Below are 17,027 nucleotides of genomic sequence, written 5' to 3'. Positions count from 1 at the left end.
CCGCTTCGCGTTTGCGGGCAGAATTGGGGATGAAAACAGCGCCGGCTCATCGAGCCGCCAGCGCAGCAAGACGCTAAGAGGGTGCCCGCATGGCCAATAGCTACGACGTCATCATCATCGGCTCCGGCCCCGGCGGCTATGTCGCGGCGATCCGCGCTGCACAGCTCGGCCTGAAGACGGCCGTTGTCGAGAGCAAGCATCTCGGCGGCATCTGTCTGAACTGGGGCTGCATCCCGACCAAGGCGCTGCTGCGCTCGGCCGAGGTCTATCATTATGTCGAGAATGCCAAGGATTACGGCCTGACGGCCGAGAAATTCAGCGCCGATGTTGCGGCGATCACCAAGCGCTCGCGCGGCGTCGCCGCACAGCTCAATCAGGGCGTCACCGGGCTTCTGAAGAAGAACAAGGTCGATGTGATCTGGGGCGTCGCCGAGATCGCGGCCCCGGGCAAGGTGACCGTCAAGCCGGCTCCGGCCGAGGCTTATGGCAAGCCGAACCCGGCGCCGAAGAGCGCGCTCGGCGCGGGCGACTATGAGGCGAAGAACATCGTCATCGCGACGGGCGCCCGTCCGCGCGCGCTGCCCGGCCTCGAGCCGGACAAGAAGCTGATCCTGACCTATTTCGAGGCGATGATCCCCGAGACGCTGCCGAAGACCCTGCTGGTCATGGGTTCGGGTGCGATCGGTATCGAGTTCGCGTCCTTCTACCGTACGCTGGGCTCCGAGGTAACGGTCGTCGAGGTGCTGCCGCAGATCCTGCCCGTCGAGGACGAGGAAATCGCGGCTCATGCGCGCAAGCGCCTGGAAAAGCAGGGCATGAAGATCCTGACCGGCGCCAAGGTGACGAAGGTCGTCAAGGGCGCCGATTCGATCACCGCTACGATCGACACCGGTGATGGCAAGACGCAGGAGATCACCGCCGACAAGATGATCTCGGCCGTGGGCGTTCTCGGCAACATCGAGGGGCTCGGTCTCGAAAAGCTCGGCGTGAAGACGGATCGCGGCTGTGTCGTGATCGATGCTGTCGGGCGCACCAACGTGCCGGGCGTCTGGGCGATCGGTGATGTCGCTGGCCCGCCCATGCTCGCGCACAAGGCCGAGCATGAGGGCGTCATTGCCGTCGAAGCGATCGCCGGCCTGCACCCGCATGCCATGGACAAGGCCAAGGTCCCGGGCTGCACCTACTGCAATCCGCAGATCGCTTCTGTCGGGCTGACGGAGAAGAAGGCGCGCGAGGCGGGCTACGATATCCGCGTCGGCAAGTTCCCCTTTATCGGCAATGGCAAGGCGATCGCGCTCGGCGAGCCCGACGGTCTCGTCAAGACGATCTTCGACAAGAAGACCGGCCAGCTGCTCGGCGCGCATCTCGTCGGTGCGGAAGTGACCGAGCTGATCCAGGGCTTCGTCATCGCCATGAATCTCGAGACGACCGAGGAAGAGCTGATCAACTCCGTCTTCCCGCACCCGACGCTTTCTGAGACGATGCACGAGAGCGTCATGGGCGCCTACGGACGCGCCATCCACATCTGAGGAGAACGGCGATGGATGTGCAGCTGAAGTCGATCCTGATCTGGATCGTGATCGGTCTCCTGGCGGGTTGGCTCGCCTCGATCGTGGTCGGCGGCGGCGGATTGATCCGCAACATCATCGTCGGCCTGATCGGCGCGGTGGTAGGCGGGTTCCTGGTCAGCTACTTCAACGTGCCGATCAATCTGGGCAACGAGTTCGTCAATCAGGTCGTGATCGCCGCGATTGGCGCGGTGGTCGTGGTCCTGATCGCGCGGATCATCACATAGGCGGCGCCGGACTGGCGCCGCACCATCGCAGCGCCCATATTGGGCGGAACGTTTCGGGAGAAGGTTCAACATGAACGGTGTCGGCATATTCCTGACGATCGTCATCGGCATTCTCGCCGGATGGATCGCTTCGCGCACGCTCGGCCGTCGGCAGGGCCTGATCCTGAACCTGATCGTCGGCCTTGTCGGCGCTTGGATCGGCGCGGCATTGTTCAGCGCCTTCAACATTTCGCCGCAGCCCGGTTTCGTCGGCAGCCTCGTGGTATCGACGGCCGGCGCGATCGTCCTTCTCTTTCTGCTCGGGCTCCTGCGCCGCTAGGCGCCGGGCATCGGAGGCCTCATGGTCGTCGTACTCGATACCGTCAAGGATAGCCGTCCGCGTCACCCGGAAAAGGTGAACCGGCCGGAATCGCCCCTTCTGCGCAAGCCGGAGTGGATCCGCGTCAAGGCGCCGGGGTCGCCGGTCTATCGCGAGACCAAGGAGATCGTGAAGACGAACGGCCTCGTGACGGTCTGCGAGGAGGCGGGCTGCCCCAATATCGGCGAGTGCTGGTCGAAGAAGCACGCGACCTTCATGATCATGGGCGACACCTGCACGCGCGCCTGTGCCTTCTGCAATGTCCGCACCGGCATGCCCGACGCGCTCGACCGCAACGAGCCGCAGAAGGTGGCCGAGGCGGTCGCCAAGCTAGGCCTTGAGCATGTCGTGATCACCTCGGTCGATCGTGACGATCTCGCCGATGGCGGCGCGCAGCATTTTGTCGATGTGATCCTGGCGATCCGCGCGGCGGCGCCCGGCACCACCGTTGAGATCCTGACGCCGGACTTCCTGCGCAAGCCGGGTGCCCTGGAAACCGTGGTCGCCGCGCGTCCCGACGTCTTCAACCACAACCTCGAAACCGTCCCGTCGAAATATCTCAAGGTGCGCCCTGGTGCGCGCTACTTCCATTCGATCCGGCTGTTGCAGCGGGTCAAGGAACTTGACCCGAACATGTTCACCAAGTCGGGCATCATGGTCGGGCTTGGCGAGGAGCGGAACGAGATCCTCCAGCTCATGGACGATTTGCGCGTCGCCGACGTCGATTTCATGACGATCGGGCAGTATCTGCAGCCGAGCCGCAAGCACCATCCGGTGATCCGTTTCGTCACCCCGGACGAGTTCAAATCGTTCGAGACGATCGCCTACGCCAAGGGCTTCGCGATGGTGTCGTCGAGCCCGCTGACGCGCTCCTCGCACCATGCTGGCGAGGACTTCGCGCGGCTGAAGGCGGCTCGGCAAGCGCTGCATCACGGCTGATCGGACGATGCCCAGTTTCAAGACCGAGCGGCGCGTCGCTCATTCGGCCGACGAGATGTTCGCGCTCGTCGCCGATGTCGAGCAGTATCCCAAATTCGTGCCGCTCTGCGAGCGCCTGATCGTGCGGGGCCGGCAGCAGGATGCGGCGCGCGAGGTTCTGGTCGCCGACATGACTGTCGCCTACAAGATCGTGCGCGAGACCTTCACGACCAAGGTCGTGCTCGACCGCCTCGGCTCGACGATCCGTGCGGATTACCTCGACGGTCCGTTCAAGCATCTGGAGAACATCTGGAGCTTTGCGGCCATCGATGCCGAACACTCAGTCATTCGCTTCTCGATCGACTATGAATTCCGCTCGCGCACGCTCTCGACCCTGATGGGCGCAGTGTTCGACAAGGCTTTTCGCAAATTCGCCGACGCTTTCGAAAAGCGCGCGGATGAAATCTACGGCAAGGCGGCGCTTCCATCCGCGTGATCGCCGCCGCCTATCCGTTGAGCGTCGCATTCGGCCTTGCCGCGATAGAGTCCGACATGCGCGGTGGCGTTGACTTCATCTGAGTTGTGCTGGACAAATTTGTTCGCGCTGCTTGCTCTCGCACATGAAGCTCCATGCCCCCATCACCCCTCGGTCACGTTCTCGCAGTGCTCGTCGCTGGAATCGTGTGTGGTTTTTTGGCGATCGTCGTCACGATCGGCCATGGCAGCCTGCTGTTTTCCGGTGACCTTCAGGGGTTGATGCCGGCTGCCCTTGGTCTGGCGCTGTTCTCAACCACCGTGATGACCATCTTCGGCGTGCTTCAGAAATCGAACACCGACATCATCGCGATCGTGCAGGAAATCCCTGTCGTCGCCATGGTCTCGGTCGTCTCGGCCGTGGCTGCTGCGATCGAACCTTCGGTGGTCGGAGAGGCGCGGGCGGCGACGATTTTCGCGGCCGTGGCGATTGCTACGCTGGCGACGGCACTTGCGACGCTCATTCTTGGCTATTGCCGCCTTGGCGGGCTGATCCGCTTCACGCCCTATCCGGTCATTGCCGGCTTCCTTGCCGGAACCGGCTGGCTGATCGTTCTCGGCGGCGTCAGCGTGACAACCGGGCATGAGCCCTCATGGGCTTTGCTGCCGCAATTGCTTCACGCTCCCTTGCTGCTGCAATTGGGGTTGATGACCGCCCTGGTTGTGGCGCTGTTCGTGACGGAGCGCGTCTTCAACAGTGCCTTTGCCGTACCGGCGCTCCTGCTGGCCGTTCTTGTCGTCTTCAATCTCGTCGTCTTGATTGCGGGGCAGGGCTACGAACCGTTTCGCGCGTCCGGCTGGCTGATGCGCATGCCCGAGGCCGGCAATTTCTGGCCGCCGGTCCGGCTGTCCGCATTCGCCTCGGTCGATTGGCACGCGGTATGGAGCGGCATGTTCACGCTGCCGATCGTGATCGTCATCACGATCGTGGCCCTGCTCATGAACACGACCGGAATCGAACTCCACGCCAATCGTGACATGGACCTCGATCGGGAGATGCGGTCCAACGGCTGGATGAACTTGCTGGTCGGCGTCGGTGGCGGAATGCCCGGCTATTCGTCAGTCTCGCTGACGTTGATCATCCACCAGTTGAACGCGAGCAGCAAATGGGTCGGCATCATCGTCGCGGTGATGACGCTCAGCGCCCTGATGCTGGGCAGCCTCCTGCTCGACGCCGTTCCGGCGATCCTGCTTGGCGCGATCCTGGTCTGGGTCGGTGGCTCACTGATGTATGATTGGCTCATCCGGGCGCGCCGCCGGCTCGATCCGTTCGAATACGCCGTGATCCTGCTGATTGGCCTCGTGATCGTGCTGGTGAGTTTCCCGGTCGGGATTCTCGTCGGGCTGATTGCCGCGATCTTCCTCTTTGCGTTCCAATATGGCCGCGTCGATATCGTTCGTCATGAACTGACCGGTGCCGACTGGAACACAGGCGGACACGTCTCCGGACGCAGGCAGGAGCTGCTTCGCCAGCATGGCACGGGGATCGTCATCGTCCGGCTGCAGGGCTTCCTGTTCTTCGGCACGGCGGACCGATTGCGCAAGCGCGTGCAGGATCGGATGGACGCGGGCGCGCAATTTCTCGTCATCGATTTTCGTCGTGTATCGGGCATGGATTCGTCGGCGGTTCAGAGTTTCGTCCGCCTCAGCCAGGTTGCGGCTAAACGCGAATTCGCTGTCGTCCTGACTGGCCTGTCAGAGCGGGCGCGACAGGCATTGCTCCGAAATGGGCTTACAGTGGGCGATGGTAGTCCGGTGCGGATCGAACCGGATCTGGAACGAGGCCTGCGCTGGAGCGAAGATGCGCTGCTGGCGCGGCTGCAAACCGATACGCTGGCGCCGGCCGAAGGCTGGACGCTGCACACCCTTCTGCAGGCGTTCCTCCGGCAGGATTCGCTCGCCACGGCGATCGAGGCCTATTGCGAGAGGCTCGATGTCGCGGCCGGCAGTGCTCTGATTGTCGAGGGCGGTGCATCGAGAGACATCTTCTTCATCGAATCCGGAACCGCGACTGTCGAGATGGCCGGCGATGCAGGAACGCCCATTGCCCTGGCTATGGTTGGTCCGGGTGATGCTGTCGGCGAGATATCGTTCTATTTGCAGGAACCCCGGTCGGCGTCGATCGTGGCAAGGGATGCCCTCGTGGTTTGGCGCTTCTCGCGCGAGGACCTTGGCCGGCTTGCCGTCGAACTGCCCGAAGCCGCGGTCGGCTTCCATACCGCCATGGCAGCGCTGCTGTCACGCCGCCTGACGGTGACCAATCGGCTGGTTGGCTTTCTCGCGGACTAACCTTCAGCTCAGCACGTAGTTCTTCGGTTTGTGCGGCTTCGGCAGGTCCGTCTCGCCCAGCATTTCCCGCAGGCTCGTCTCGATCGTCGTCGCCATGGCGTCGAGGGCGAGATCGTTCGCGGCCGTCCCGAAGGGCTCCTCGAGCTGATCGCTGAGGGCTTCCAGCGCGTAGAACGTATAGGCCAGGAAGGCGACAACGAGCGGCGTCAGCAGGCCGATCGAATCGACGAGGCCGAACGGCAGCAGGAAGCTGTAGAGATAGATCGTGCGGTGGATGATCACCGAATAGGTGAACGGAATCGGCGTGCCGGCGATCCGTTCGCAGGCGCCCAGCACGTCGGAAAGCGCGTCGAGATGGCGCTCCACCGCATTGACCAGGACAGGGTCGATCCGACCGGCGCGGCGGAGCTCGGCGACGAGGCCGCCAATGTGAAGCAGGATCAGTGCGGGGCGGAACTCCGCCTTCGCCAGCGTGCCCTCGACGAAATCCGCCGGGAGGAGTTTGCGGAGATCGGGGAGGGGATCCGTCCGCCGCAATTGATGACGCAGCGCCTGAACAAAGGCGATCTGAGCATAGACGATCGGCTTCACGGCGGCAGGATCGTCCTGCAGCGTCATGATCTGGCGGGCGAGTGAGCGCGAATGGATCATCAGCGCGCCCCATTGTTTGCGCGCCTCCCAAAAACGCTCATAACTCGCGCTGTTGCGGAAGCCGAGGAAGATCGCGATCGCGATGCCGATCAGCGAGAACGGCACGAAGGTGAGCGTCACCTTGAAGGAAAACAGCTGGCCGTGCAGCACCGTCACCAGGGCTGCGAAGGCGGTCGTGAGCACGAGCTGCGGCAGGATGTCGGGCAGGACCGAACCGCGCCAGACCAGCAGCATGCCGAGCCAGTTCGGGCGCTTGCGGACGATCATGAGACTATTCCTCGGCGAGCGCCGTCTCGCGCAGTAGTTTCAGCGCCTCGGCGACGGTCGCGAAGCGCACGCCGGAGCGATCGAGCCCGGCAAAGACATGCGAGGCATGCCGCTCGGGCTTTCCGCGGCGCTGGACGGCGAAATGAACGAGACCGACCGGTTTCTCGGCGCTACCGCCACCCGGGCCGGCTATCCCCGTCACGGCCACAGCGAGATCGGCGGGCGAATGGGCGAGGGCGCCATTGACCATGGCGCGCGCGACTTCCTCACTGACCGCGCCAACACGCCCGATCAGTTCGCTCGGCACGCCGAGCATGGCGGCCTTGGCGCCGTTCGAATAGGTGACGAAGCCCCGGTCGACGACGGCCGACGAGCCAGAAATTTCCGTCAGCGTTCCAGCGATCAACCCGCCGGTGCAGGATTCGGCCGTCGCGACCGTCAGTCCGCGCGCGATGCAGAGCTTGATCAGGGCCTCGGCGTCGGGGCCGAGCGGTGTCAAATCGGTCATGCGTCCTCCGGGAACGGCAGGCGAATGGTGGCGGTCCCGATCGCGGCGATGCCTTCGCCACGGCCGACAAAGCCCATCTTCTCGTTCGTCGTCGCCTTGACGCCGACCCGGTCGATGCCGATGCCTGCAATCTCGGCGATGCGGGCGCGCATGGCGTCGCGATGCGGGCCGATCTTCGGCGCCTCCGCGACGATGGCAAGATCGAGATGCACGATCCGCCCGCCGCGCGCCTTCACGAGTGCAACGGCATGCGCCAGGAAGCGATCCGACGAGGCGCCACGCCATTGCGGGTCGGAAGGCGGGAAATGCGAGCCGATATCGCCATCGGCGATTGCGCCGAGCACGGCGTCGGTTAGCGCATGCAGCGCGACATCGGCGTCGGAATGACCCGCGAGCTTCCTGTCATGCGCAATCTTGATGCCGCCAAGCCAGACGCCATCGCCTTCGGTGAAGGGGTGCACATCGTAGCCGGTGCCGACACGGGTCTCTCCATTCACCAGAAGAGCCTCCTGCCTGAGGCGCCTGTCCGCATGCTCGATATCCTCCGGCGTGGTCAGCTTGATGTTGGTGCGTTCGCCCGTGACGATGTGGACTGGAATGCCGGCCCATTCGGCAATCGCGGCATCGTCGGTCACGGGGATGCTGGCTGCGGCAGCGCGGCGATGGGCGTCCAGGATGGTGGACAGACGGAAGGCCTGCGGCGTCTCGGCGGCGTGCAGCCCCTCTCGCGGTACAGTGCCGGTCACGATCGCGCCGCTGTCGGCGCTCTTCAGCGTATCGGTCACGGCCGAGGCGGCGAGCACGGCGTCATGCGTCTCGAGTGCCGCAATCACGCGGTCGATGAGCGCCGGCGAGGCAAAGGGACGAACAGCATCATGGATGAGCACATAGCGTGCGCCGGCCGCCTCCAGGGCCTCCAGGCCCCGTAGAACCGATTGCTGGCGGGTCTCCCCGCCGAGCACGGGTGGTAGCAGGCCGGGCAGGGTGCCGATGTCCGACGCATAAAGCGGCGCATCGTCGGGATGCACGACGATCAGAACCTGTTCAACGCCAGGATGCGCCGCAAGCAACTCTGCGGTGCGCGCAAGAATCGCTTTTCCGCCGATCTTTCGATATTGCTTCGGAATATCGCCCCCAGCGCGTATACCTCGGCCCGCCGCGACGATCAGCGCGGCAATGGCGGATTTCGGCGGAAATTCGGGCATGGTCGATGGTTCCGTCAGCCACGCTGCGGGGCGCGGCAGGGTGCAATGTCGGCATGGATCGGAGATTTCGGTTCGCGGTGCAACAAGTCTCTTGCCGCGGAACAATCCCTGACTAATATGTGGGCATCAACTAGGGTGCCTATTCGGTAGTCATTTGACTGAAAACTCGACCCCCATAGCCCGCTTGGCCGAACCGCTCGCGATCGGTGGCGTCACAATCGCCAATCGGATCATTCTCGCGCCCATGTCCGGCGTGTCCGATCGGCCGTTCCGGCGGATCGCGGCTGCGCATGGCGCCGGTATGGTCGTCTCGGAAATGGTGGCAAGCGAGGAACTCGCCGACGGCAATCCCGAGACGGTCATGCGCGCCGAGGCGACGGGCAACGGGCTGCATGTCGTGCAGCTTGCCGGCCGTGAAGCGCACTGGATGGCGGAAGGCGCGCGCGCCGCGGCCGATGCCGGCGCCGATATCATCGACATCAACATGGGTTGCCCCGCCAAGCGCGTGACCACCGGCTATTCCGGTTCGGCGCTGATGCGCGATCTCGACCACGCGCTGACGCTGATCGATGCGACAGTCGCGGCGAGCCCGGTGCCGGTGACGCTCAAGATGCGTCTCGGCTGGGACGACAACAGCATCAACGCGCCGGAGCTCGCGCGCCGCGCGGAGTCCGCCGGCATCGCCATGGTGACGGTGCATGGGCGCACGCGCTGCCAGTTCTATAAGGGCAGGGCGGATTGGTCGAAGATCGCTGCCGTCAAGGCCGCCATATCCATCCCGTTGATCGCCAATGGCGACGTCGAGGGGCCGGACGATCTCGATCGTATCCTGCGCCTCTCCGGCGCCGACGGCGTCATGGTCGGGCGCGGCGCCTATGGCCGCCCCTGGCTGCCGGGCCATCTGGCCACCTACTGCCGGACCGGCGCCATGCCGGCCCAGCCGCAGGGCGAGGCGCTGATCGAGCTGGCTGTTTCGCATTACGAAGAGATGATCGCGCTTTACGGCCCGATCCTCGGCGTACGCAACGCACGCAAGCATCTTGGCTGGATGATGGAGGCCATGAAGTCCGAGGGCATGAACATCGACCCCGCCGCGCGTCTCGCGATCATGACCGAGAACCATCCCGCGCGCGTCGTTTCTCTCATCCGGCACCATCTCGGTGGCGCCGAAACCAGGAGGGCGGCATGAGCGGCTCGTCACCGGCCCAACCACGCGGCGCGGAGAGCAACGCGCTCCTGCTCCTCGACGCTCTGCCCCACCCCGTGCTTCTCGTCGACGAGAAGGGCCACGTCACCGAGGCGAACGGCGCGGCGCAGGACTTCTTCCAGGTCTCGGTCGCGATGCTTCGTCGCCAACCGATCGCCAGTTTCGTACCCTTCGGCAGCCCGCTGCTTGCGCTGATCGACCAGGTCCGCATGCGTGGTTCGGCCGTCAACGAGTATCGCGTCGATGTCGGCACGCCCAGGAACGGCAGCGAGCGTATCGTCGACATCTACGCCTCGCCGATCCTCGAAAAGCCCAACCATGTCGTCGTGATGCTGCAGGAGCGGACGATGGCGGAGAAGATCGACCGCCAGTTGACCCATCGCGGCGCGGCGCGCTCGGTCACGGGCCTCGCCGCCATGCTGGCGCACGAGATCAAGAACCCGCTTTCGGGCATTCGCGGCGCCGCGCAGCTGCTCGAATCCTCGGTCGACGACAATGACCGCGCTCTGACCCGGCTGATCTGCGACGAGGCAGACCGGATCGTAAAGCTGGTCGACCGCATGGAAGTCTTCTCCGACGAGCGGCCGATCGAGCGCGAGCCTGTCAACATCCATGTCGTGCTCGAGCATGTGAAGCGGCTGGCGCAGTCGGGCTTTGCCCGCTCGATCCGCATCACCGAGGAATATGACCCGTCGCTGCCGCCGGTCTATGCGAACCGCGACCAACTGATTCAGGTGTTCCTGAACCTGATCAAGAACGCAGCCGAAGCGATCGGCGACGATGATGACGGCGAGATCATGCTGACGACCGCTTTCCGCCCCGGCATTCGGCTCTCGGTGCCGGGCTCGGCAAACCGGGTCACGCTGCCGTTGGAGTTCTCGGTGCGTGACAATGGACCGGGCGTACCGGCCGACATGCTGCCGCATCTGTTCGATCCATTCGTGACGACGAAGACCAATGGCAGCGGCCTCGGTCTGGCCCTGGTCGCCAAGATCATCGGCGACCATGGCGGCGTCATCGAATGCGAGTCCCAGCCGGGCCGAACGACTTTCCGCGTGCTGTTGCCCGCCTATCCGGGCGTCATGACCTCAGACAAGGATGAATGAGATGCCGATCGGCAACATTCTCGTGGCCGATGACGATGCGGCGATCCGCACCGTTCTGAACCAGGCGCTGTCCCGCGCCGGCTATGAAGTCAGGCTCACATCCAACGCCGCCACGCTATGGCGCTGGGTCAGCCAGGGCGAGGGCGACCTCGTGATCACCGATGTGATCATGCCGGATGAAAACGCCTTCGACTTGCTGCCGCGCATCAAGCGCGCGCGGCCGGAGCTGCCCGTCATCGTCATGAGCGCGCAGAACACCTTCATGACGGCGATCCGCGCTTCCGAGCGGGGCGCTTATGAATATCTGCCGAAGCCCTTCGACCTGAAGGAGCTGATCTCGATCGTCGGCCGTGCGCTGGCCGAGCCGAAGCTGCGGCGCCAGGACGCGCGGGTCGACGAGGGCGGTGAGAATATCCCGCTCGTCGGGCGCTCGCCGGCCATGCAGGACATCTACCGCGTGCTGGCGCGCCTGATGCAGACGGACCTGACCGTCATGATCTCGGGCGAATCCGGCACCGGCAAGGAGCTGGTTGCCCGCGCGCTGCATGACTATGGCAAGCGCCGCACCGGGCCCTTCGTCGCGATCAACATGGCGGCCATTCCGCGCGACCTGATCGAGAGCGAACTGTTCGGCCACGAGAAGGGCGCCTTCACGGGCGCGCAGGCCCGTTCCGCCGGACGCTTCGAACAGGCAGAGGGCGGCACGCTCTTCCTCGACGAGATCGGCGACATGCCGATGGAGGCGCAGACCCGCCTGCTGCGCGTGCTGCAGCAGGGCGAATATACGACCGTCGGCGGCCGCACACCGATCAAGACCGACGTCCGCATCATCGCGGCGACCAACAAGGACCTGCGCATCCTGATCAATCAGGGCCTGTTCCGCGAGGATCTGTTCTTCCGCCTGAACGTTGTGCCGATCCGCCTGCCGGGCCTGCGCGAACGCTCCGAGGACATTCCCGATCTCGTCCGCCATTTCTTCACGATGGTGGAAAAGGAAGGCCTGCCGCACAAGCAGATCGAGCCAGCGGCCGTCGAGCGGCTGAAGCGCTATCGCTGGCCCGGCAATGTGCGCGAGCTGGAGAATCTGATCCGTCGCCTGGCGGCACTCTATCCGCAGGACACCATCACCGAGAACATCATCGAGACGGAGCTCGACCAGCCGGCCGTGACGCTGTCATCGCCCGAGTCGGCGACCGACGACACGCTGTCCGGATCGATGGAGCGCCACCTCGCGGCCTATTTCCAGGGCTTCGGCGACGCGCTGCCGCCGCCCGGCCTCTATCATCGCATCCTGCGCGAGGTCGAATATCCGCTGATCAGCACGGCGCTGGCGGCGACGCGGGGCAACCAGATCAAGGCGGCAGAACTGCTCGGCGTCAACCGCAACACGCTGCGCAAGAAGATCCGCGACCTCGACGTCCAGGTCATCCGCAGCTCGCGCTGAGTTGCCTTACCCGGATCGGCTGTTGCCGGTCCGCCACATTGCTGTTGCAATTCGGTCTCAGTGTCCGAGCCATGATAGGATTCGGACCAGAGTCGAGCATGCTGCAACGACAGCGTGACGGTGTCGCGACATGACCGCGATCGCCGACGCCCATCGCACGGAATACGTCCCACCCGCGCCGCACAAGCCCGCGAAACGGCGGCTGACCGTGCGTGGTGCGGGCTATGTCACCGTGGTGCTCGCGCTATCCTGTGCCTGCATCAGCTTTTTCGTTCTGATGGGTCTGACGCCGGTCGAGCCGACCGATTCGGTCGTGCTCTGGGCGCTCGGCATCAATGGCGTGCTGACGGCGCTGCTGATCGGCGAGACGGCGCTCGAGATCGCCATGCTGATCCGGGCGCGCAAGCGCGGCCGTGCGGCGGCACGCCTGCATATCCGCATTGTCGGTCTCTTCAGCATCGTCGCGATCGTGCCGGCGATCGTCGTGGCTGTCGTCGCCAGCGTGACCCTCAATCGGGGCCTGGACCATTGGTTCTCGCAACGCACGCGCGCCATCATCGATACCTCGCTCTCGATCGCGCAAGCCTATGCCGACGAACATGCGCGCACGCTCAAGGGCGACATTCTCGGCTTGAAGGGTGATTTCGAGCGCGCACAGCCGCTGCTGGCCGAAAGCCCTGACCGATTCCAGAATTTCATGAACTCGATCGCGGCGCTGCGCGGCGTGCCGGGCGTCTATCTGGTCAAGCCCGACGGCACCATGCTGGCGCAGGCCGAATATCAGTTCTCGACCAATTTCCCGCCCCCGCCCAAGGATGCGCTGGAGCGAGCCGCCAAGAGCAGCGGCGAGCCGATCCTGATCGCGCCCGGTATCACCAATGTGGTCGGCGCGGTCGCCAAGCTCGACAATTACGTCGACGTCTATCTCTACATCGCCCGCGAGATCGATCCGAAGGTCATGCGCTACATCGCCGAGACGTCGGCGAGTGTGGCGGAGTACAGCAATCTCGCTGCGAGCCGGCTCGGCGCACAGATCGCGTTCGGCCTGCTCTATCTCGGCCTCGCGCTCGTGGTGCTGCTCTCGGCGATCTGGCTCGGCATCGGCTTTGCGAACCGGCTGGTCGCGCCCATCCGGCAATTGATCGATGCGGCCGACGAGATCGGTCGGGGCAATCTCGAAGTGACGGTGCCGTTCCGCAGCGCCGATGGCGATCTCGGCGCCCTGGGCGCGACCTTCAACACCATGGCGGCTGAGCTCCGGACCCAGCGGGCCGAGATCGTGGCGGCGAGCGAGCAGATCGATGCGCGCCGCCGTTTCTCCGAGGCCGTGCTGGCGGGCGTCAGCGCGGGCGTGGTGGGTACCGATGCAACCGGTGTCGTCACGATCGCCAATCGCGGCGCGCTGCGCCTGCTGGCCAATACGGCGAGCGATGTGCTGGGCAAGCCGATCGTCGAAGTTGCGCCCGAACTGCGCCATACGGTCGAGGCGGCGCTCAACGACAGCTATCGGCCAGAGCATCGCGATCAGGTTTCGATCGTTCGCGCCGGCCGCGAACGCGCCATCAATGTCCGCGTCACGACCGAGGAATCCGATACGGCCCAGCACGGCTATGTCATCACGCTCGACGACATCACGGATCTGGTGACGGCGCAGCGCAGCTCCGCCTGGGCCGATGTCGCGCGGCGCATTGCACATGAAATCAAGAACCCGCTGACGCCGATCCAGCTTTCGGCCGAGCGGCTCAAGCGGCGCTTCGGCAAGAACATCACCGAAGGCCGCGAGGTCTTCGACCAGTGCACCGACACCATCATCCGCCAGGTCGGCGATATCGGGCGCATGGTCGACGAGTTCTCCTCCTTCGCCCGCATGCCGAAACCGGCCTTCGAGGAACGCAATATCGGCGAGGCGGCGCGCGAGGCCGTCTTCCTGATGGAAGTCGCCCACCCCGACATCGCCTTTGAGATCGACATGCCGGAGGAGCCGATGATGGGCCGTTTCGATCCACGGCTGATCTCGCAGGTCTTCACCAATCTGGTGAAGAACGCCAGCGAGGCGATCACGGCCCTTGATGTCGCCGAGCGGGGCACGCCCAAGATCACGGTGCGAGGCCGGGTCGAGGGTGAGAACAACATTGTCGAGGTGATCGACACCGGCATAGGGCTGCCGGTCGAGAATCGTCATCGCCTGCTGGAGCCCTATATGACGACGCGCGAGAAGGGCACCGGCCTCGGCCTCGCGATCGTCACCAAGATCGTCGAGGAGCATGGCGGCCATATCGAGCTGCTCGATTCGCCGGAGGTCGCCCATGGCGGCCGCGGCGCGATGGTGCGCATCACGCTTCCTCATTCGGCGCGACGCGACGGCGACGCTCCTGTGAATTCACCACAAGCCTGACAAAGACGAGAAATCATGGCGTCCGATATTCTGATCATTGACGACGAAGCCGATATTCGCGGTCTCGTGGCGGGCATTCTCGAAGACGAAGGTCACGGCACGCGGACGGCCGGCGATACCGATACGGCGTTGGCCGAAATCGCCAAGCGGCGGCCGACGCTCGTCTTCCTCGACATATGGTTGACCGGCAGCAGGATCGACGGCCTCACGCTGCTCGACATGATCAAGGCGCAGCATCCAGACCTGCCCGTGGTGATGATCTCTGGCCACGGCAACATCGAGACAGCCGTCTCCGCCATCAAGCGCGGCGCGTATGACTATATCGAGAAGCCGTTCAAGGCCGACCGGCTGGTGCTGATCGCCGAGCGTGCGCTCGAAGCCTCGAAGCTCCGTCGCGAACTGCGCGACCTGCGCGAGAAGCAGGGCAATTCCAACGCGCTGGTCGGCTCGTCGATCGCGATGAACCATCTGCGCCAGACGATCGACCGCGTGGCGCCGACCAACAGCCGCATCATGATCTCCGGCCCCTCGGGTGCCGGCAAGGAGACGGTGGCGCGGGCGATCCATGACGCCTCGCATCGTTCGGCTGGCCCCTTCATCGTTCTGAACGCGGCCGCGATCACGCCGGACCGGATGGAACACGAATTGTTCGGCACGGAGAATGGCGGTGGCTCGGCGCGGAAGGTCGGCGCGCTCGAAGAGGCCCATGGCGGCACGCTCTATCTCGATGAAGTCGCTGACATGCCGCGCGAAACACAGGGCAAGATCCTGCGCGTGCTGATCGACCAGACGTTCCAGCGCGTTGGCGGGGCCACCCGCGTCAGTGTCGATGTCCGCATCATCTCGTCCACGGCGCGCGATCTGGAACGTGAAATCCAGGAGGGAACGTTCCGCGAGGATCTGTTCCATCGCCTGTCGGTCGTGCCGCTGCGCGTGCCGGCGCTGGCGGAGCGCCGCGACGACGTGCCGGAACTCGTCAACCATTTCATCGAGCAGATCTCGCGCTCGACCGGCCTGCCCGTGCGCCAGGTCGGGGAGGATGCGCTGGCCGTGCTCCAGGCGCATGATTGGCCCGGCAATATCCGCCAGCTCCGCAACAATATCGAACGTCTGCTCATTCTGGCGCGCGGCGACGAGAGCCAGGCGATCAGCGCCGACATGCTGCCGCCGGAAGTGGGCGAGATGCTGCCGACGACGCCGAACCGTGGTGGTGAGCATCTGATGTCGCTGCCGCTGCGCGATGCGCGCGAGATCTTCGAGCGCGAATATCTTACCGCGCAGGTCAACCGCTTCGGCGGCAATATTTCGCGGACGGCCGAATTCGTCGGCATGGAGCGCTCGGCGCTGCATCGCAAGCTGAAGTCGCTCGGCGTCGGTTGACGCCGGCGACCGGCTCGCCATAGTTCCTTCAATCCTCCCCCTCGAGAACGCCCTCCATGTCGCGCTTTGCCTATGTCAACGGCCGCTATATCCGCCATGCCGATGCAGCCATCCATATCGAGGATCGCGGCTATCAGTTCGCTGATGGAGTCTATGAGGTCTGTGAGGTCCGCAGTGGTCGCCTGATCGACGAAGAGCGGCACATGGCGCGCCTTGAGCGCTCGCTGGCGGAACTGCGCATCGACCTGCCGATGCCATTGTCGGCGCTCGGTGTGGTGCTACGTGAAGTGGTCCGGCGCAACATGGTGCGCGACGGGCTCGTCTACCTTCAGGTCACTCGCGGGGTCGCCCCGCGCAATCATCTCTTCCCGGCGCCCGGCACCCCGTCTTCGCTGGTCGTGACATCGCGCTCGGCCTCGCGATCCGCGAGCGATGCGCGCGCCGAGAAGGGTGTCGCGGTCATCACCGTTCCCGAGAATCGCTGGGATCGGGTCGACATCAAGACGGTCGGCCTGCTGCCGAACGTTCTCGCCAAGCAGGCCGCCAAGGAGGCCGGCGCCTATGAGGCCTGGTTTGTCGATGCCGATGGCAATGTGACCGAGGGATCGTCGACCAACGCCTGGATCGTGACGAAGGACGGCGTCATCGTCACGCGTCCGGCCGAGAGCGGCATTCTGCGCGGCATCACCCGCTCGGTCATTCTCGATCTGGCAGCGGCGGACGGATTGAACGTCGAGGAACGGGCGTTCAGCCTCGAAGAGGCAAAGACGGCACGAGAGGCCTTCATCACGGCCGCGACGACGCTCGTCATGCCCGTCGTGCAGATCGATGGAGCCCCGGTCGCAAATGGGGCGCCCGGCATTGTCGCGACGCAGTTGCGGCAGCGCTTCCATGATTTTGCGGCGCAGGCGCCGATATGGTCCCGCGGGCGCTGACCGGAAGAGCACGATCAGCGTTCAAAACGGGTCGC

General features: G+C 64.7%; 15 protein-coding genes. 12 read left to right on the top strand and 3 right to left on the bottom strand.

The features are described from left to right. The first annotated feature begins 89 nt into the window (after window positions 1-89). The 6 genes from lpdA to QO014_RS05320 all read left to right on the top strand — a co-directional run bounded on the left by lpdA (window position 90) and on the right by QO014_RS05320 (window position 5,894). Window positions 90-1,529, top strand: a complete 1,440-nt coding sequence (gene lpdA / locus QO014_RS05345) for a dihydrolipoyl dehydrogenase (RefSeq protein WP_266347581.1) — start codon at window positions 90-92, stop codon at window positions 1,527-1,529. 11 nt (window positions 1,530-1,540) lie between these two features. Next, window positions 1,541-1,795: a GlsB/YeaQ/YmgE family stress response membrane protein gene (locus tag QO014_RS05340; RefSeq protein ID WP_266347580.1), complete on the top strand. Its 255-nt coding sequence runs from the start codon at window positions 1,541-1,543 to the stop codon at window positions 1,793-1,795. Between the two features lie 70 nt (window positions 1,796-1,865). After that, complete coding sequence (locus QO014_RS05335; RefSeq protein ID WP_266347579.1) at window positions 1,866-2,114, top strand: GlsB/YeaQ/YmgE family stress response membrane protein; 249 nt, start codon at window positions 1,866-1,868, stop codon at window positions 2,112-2,114. Between the two features lie 21 nt (window positions 2,115-2,135). Beyond that, window positions 2,136-3,092, top strand: coding sequence for a lipoyl synthase (lipA, locus tag QO014_RS05330; RefSeq protein ID WP_266347578.1), 957 nt, complete (start codon window positions 2,136-2,138; stop codon window positions 3,090-3,092). A 7-nt stretch (window positions 3,093-3,099) separates the two neighbouring features. Continuing rightward, window positions 3,100-3,567 (top strand): type II toxin-antitoxin system RatA family toxin, encoded by a 468-nt coding sequence (locus QO014_RS05325; RefSeq protein ID WP_266347577.1) that lies wholly within the window; start codon window positions 3,100-3,102, stop codon window positions 3,565-3,567. A 134-nt stretch (window positions 3,568-3,701) separates the two neighbouring features. Next, window positions 3,702-5,894 (top strand): SulP family inorganic anion transporter, encoded by a 2,193-nt coding sequence (locus QO014_RS05320; protein WP_266347576.1) that lies wholly within the window; start codon window positions 3,702-3,704, stop codon window positions 5,892-5,894. 3 nt (window positions 5,895-5,897) lie between these two features. On the opposite strand, the gene QO014_RS05315 is transcribed toward QO014_RS05320, so the two are convergent. The 3 genes from QO014_RS05315 to QO014_RS05305 are packed head-to-tail and all read right to left on the bottom strand — an operon-like array spanning window position 5,898 to window position 8,525. After that, on the bottom strand, window positions 5,898-6,812 hold the full coding sequence (locus QO014_RS05315; protein ID WP_266347575.1) for a bestrophin family protein: 915 nt from the start codon (window positions 6,810-6,812) through the stop codon (window positions 5,898-5,900). 4 nt (window positions 6,813-6,816) lie between these two features. Next, window positions 6,817-7,320: a CinA family protein gene (locus tag QO014_RS05310; RefSeq protein WP_266347574.1), complete on the bottom strand. Its 504-nt coding sequence runs from the start codon at window positions 7,318-7,320 to the stop codon at window positions 6,817-6,819. After that, complete coding sequence (locus QO014_RS05305) at window positions 7,317-8,525, bottom strand: bifunctional 2-C-methyl-D-erythritol 4-phosphate cytidylyltransferase/2-C-methyl-D-erythritol 2,4-cyclodiphosphate synthase (protein WP_266347573.1); 1,209 nt, start codon at window positions 8,523-8,525, stop codon at window positions 7,317-7,319. Before QO014_RS05305 ends, QO014_RS05310 begins: the two co-directional genes overlap by 4 nt. A gap of 175 nt (window positions 8,526-8,700) precedes the next feature. Between QO014_RS05305 and dusB the strand changes: the two genes are divergently transcribed. The 6 genes from dusB (at window position 8,701) to QO014_RS05275 (ending at window position 16,992) form a co-directional block, all read left to right on the top strand. After that, window positions 8,701-9,714 (top strand): tRNA dihydrouridine synthase DusB, encoded by a 1,014-nt coding sequence (dusB, locus tag QO014_RS05300; RefSeq protein WP_266347798.1) that lies wholly within the window; start codon window positions 8,701-8,703, stop codon window positions 9,712-9,714. After that, entirely contained in the window at window positions 9,711-10,838 is a 1,128-nt protein-coding gene (locus QO014_RS05295) for a two-component system sensor histidine kinase NtrB (RefSeq protein ID WP_266347572.1), read from the top strand. The genes dusB and QO014_RS05295 overlap by 4 nt, the downstream gene beginning before the upstream one ends. A gap of 1 nt (window position 10,839) precedes the next feature. Further along, a complete protein-coding gene (gene ntrC, locus QO014_RS05290; RefSeq protein ID WP_266347571.1) occupies window positions 10,840-12,282 on the top strand; it encodes a nitrogen regulation protein NR(I) in 1,443 nt (480 codons plus the stop codon). A 130-nt stretch (window positions 12,283-12,412) separates the two neighbouring features. After that, window positions 12,413-14,677 (top strand): sensor histidine kinase, encoded by a 2,265-nt coding sequence (locus QO014_RS05285; protein ID WP_266347570.1) that lies wholly within the window; start codon window positions 12,413-12,415, stop codon window positions 14,675-14,677. Window positions 14,678-14,692: 15 nt separating this feature from the next. Next, entirely contained in the window at window positions 14,693-16,057 is a 1,365-nt protein-coding gene (gene ntrX / locus QO014_RS05280; RefSeq protein WP_266347569.1) for a nitrogen assimilation response regulator NtrX, read from the top strand. A gap of 56 nt (window positions 16,058-16,113) precedes the next feature. Continuing rightward, complete coding sequence (locus tag QO014_RS05275; RefSeq protein ID WP_266347568.1) at window positions 16,114-16,992, top strand: D-amino-acid transaminase; 879 nt, start codon at window positions 16,114-16,116, stop codon at window positions 16,990-16,992. Window positions 16,993-17,027 lie beyond the last annotated feature (35 nt).

Source organism: Kaistia dalseonensis, from assembly GCF_030814715.1.
Classification (GTDB): Bacteria; Pseudomonadota; Alphaproteobacteria; order Rhizobiales; family Kaistiaceae; genus Kaistia; species Kaistia dalseonensis.
The sequence above is the reverse complement of the archived record's forward strand: the minus strand, read 5'-3'. Positions and strand labels throughout refer to the sequence as shown.

Bases quoted from the DNA above. Each gene is read 5' to 3' on its own strand.
- lpdA (WP_266347581.1), top strand. From the start codon at position 90: ATGGCCAATAGCTACGACGTCATCATCATCGGCTCCGGCCCCGGCGGC.
- QO014_RS05340 (WP_266347580.1), top strand. From the start codon at position 1,541: ATGGATGTGCAGCTGAAGTCGATCCTGATCTGGATCGTGATCGGTCTC.
- QO014_RS05335 (WP_266347579.1), top strand. From the start codon at position 1,866: ATGAACGGTGTCGGCATATTCCTGACGATCGTCATCGGCATTCTCGCC.
- lipA (WP_266347578.1), top strand. From the start codon at position 2,136: ATGGTCGTCGTACTCGATACCGTCAAGGATAGCCGTCCGCGTCACCCG.
- QO014_RS05325 (WP_266347577.1), top strand. From the start codon at position 3,100: ATGCCCAGTTTCAAGACCGAGCGGCGCGTCGCTCATTCGGCCGACGAG.
- QO014_RS05320 (WP_266347576.1), top strand. From the start codon at position 3,702: ATGCCCCCATCACCCCTCGGTCACGTTCTCGCAGTGCTCGTCGCTGGA.
- QO014_RS05315 (WP_266347575.1), bottom strand. From the start codon at position 6,812: ATGATCGTCCGCAAGCGCCCGAACTGGCTCGGCATGCTGCTGGTCTGG.
- QO014_RS05310 (WP_266347574.1), bottom strand. From the start codon at position 7,320: ATGACCGATTTGACACCGCTCGGCCCCGACGCCGAGGCCCTGATCAAG.
- QO014_RS05305 (WP_266347573.1), bottom strand. From the start codon at position 8,525: ATGCCCGAATTTCCGCCGAAATCCGCCATTGCCGCGCTGATCGTCGCG.
- QO014_RS05295 (WP_266347572.1), top strand. From the start codon at position 9,711: ATGAGCGGCTCGTCACCGGCCCAACCACGCGGCGCGGAGAGCAACGCG.
- ntrC (WP_266347571.1), top strand. From the start codon at position 10,840: ATGCCGATCGGCAACATTCTCGTGGCCGATGACGATGCGGCGATCCGC.
- QO014_RS05285 (WP_266347570.1), top strand. From the start codon at position 12,413: ATGACCGCGATCGCCGACGCCCATCGCACGGAATACGTCCCACCCGCG.
- ntrX (WP_266347569.1), top strand. From the start codon at position 14,693: ATGGCGTCCGATATTCTGATCATTGACGACGAAGCCGATATTCGCGGT.
- QO014_RS05275 (WP_266347568.1), top strand. From the start codon at position 16,114: ATGTCGCGCTTTGCCTATGTCAACGGCCGCTATATCCGCCATGCCGAT.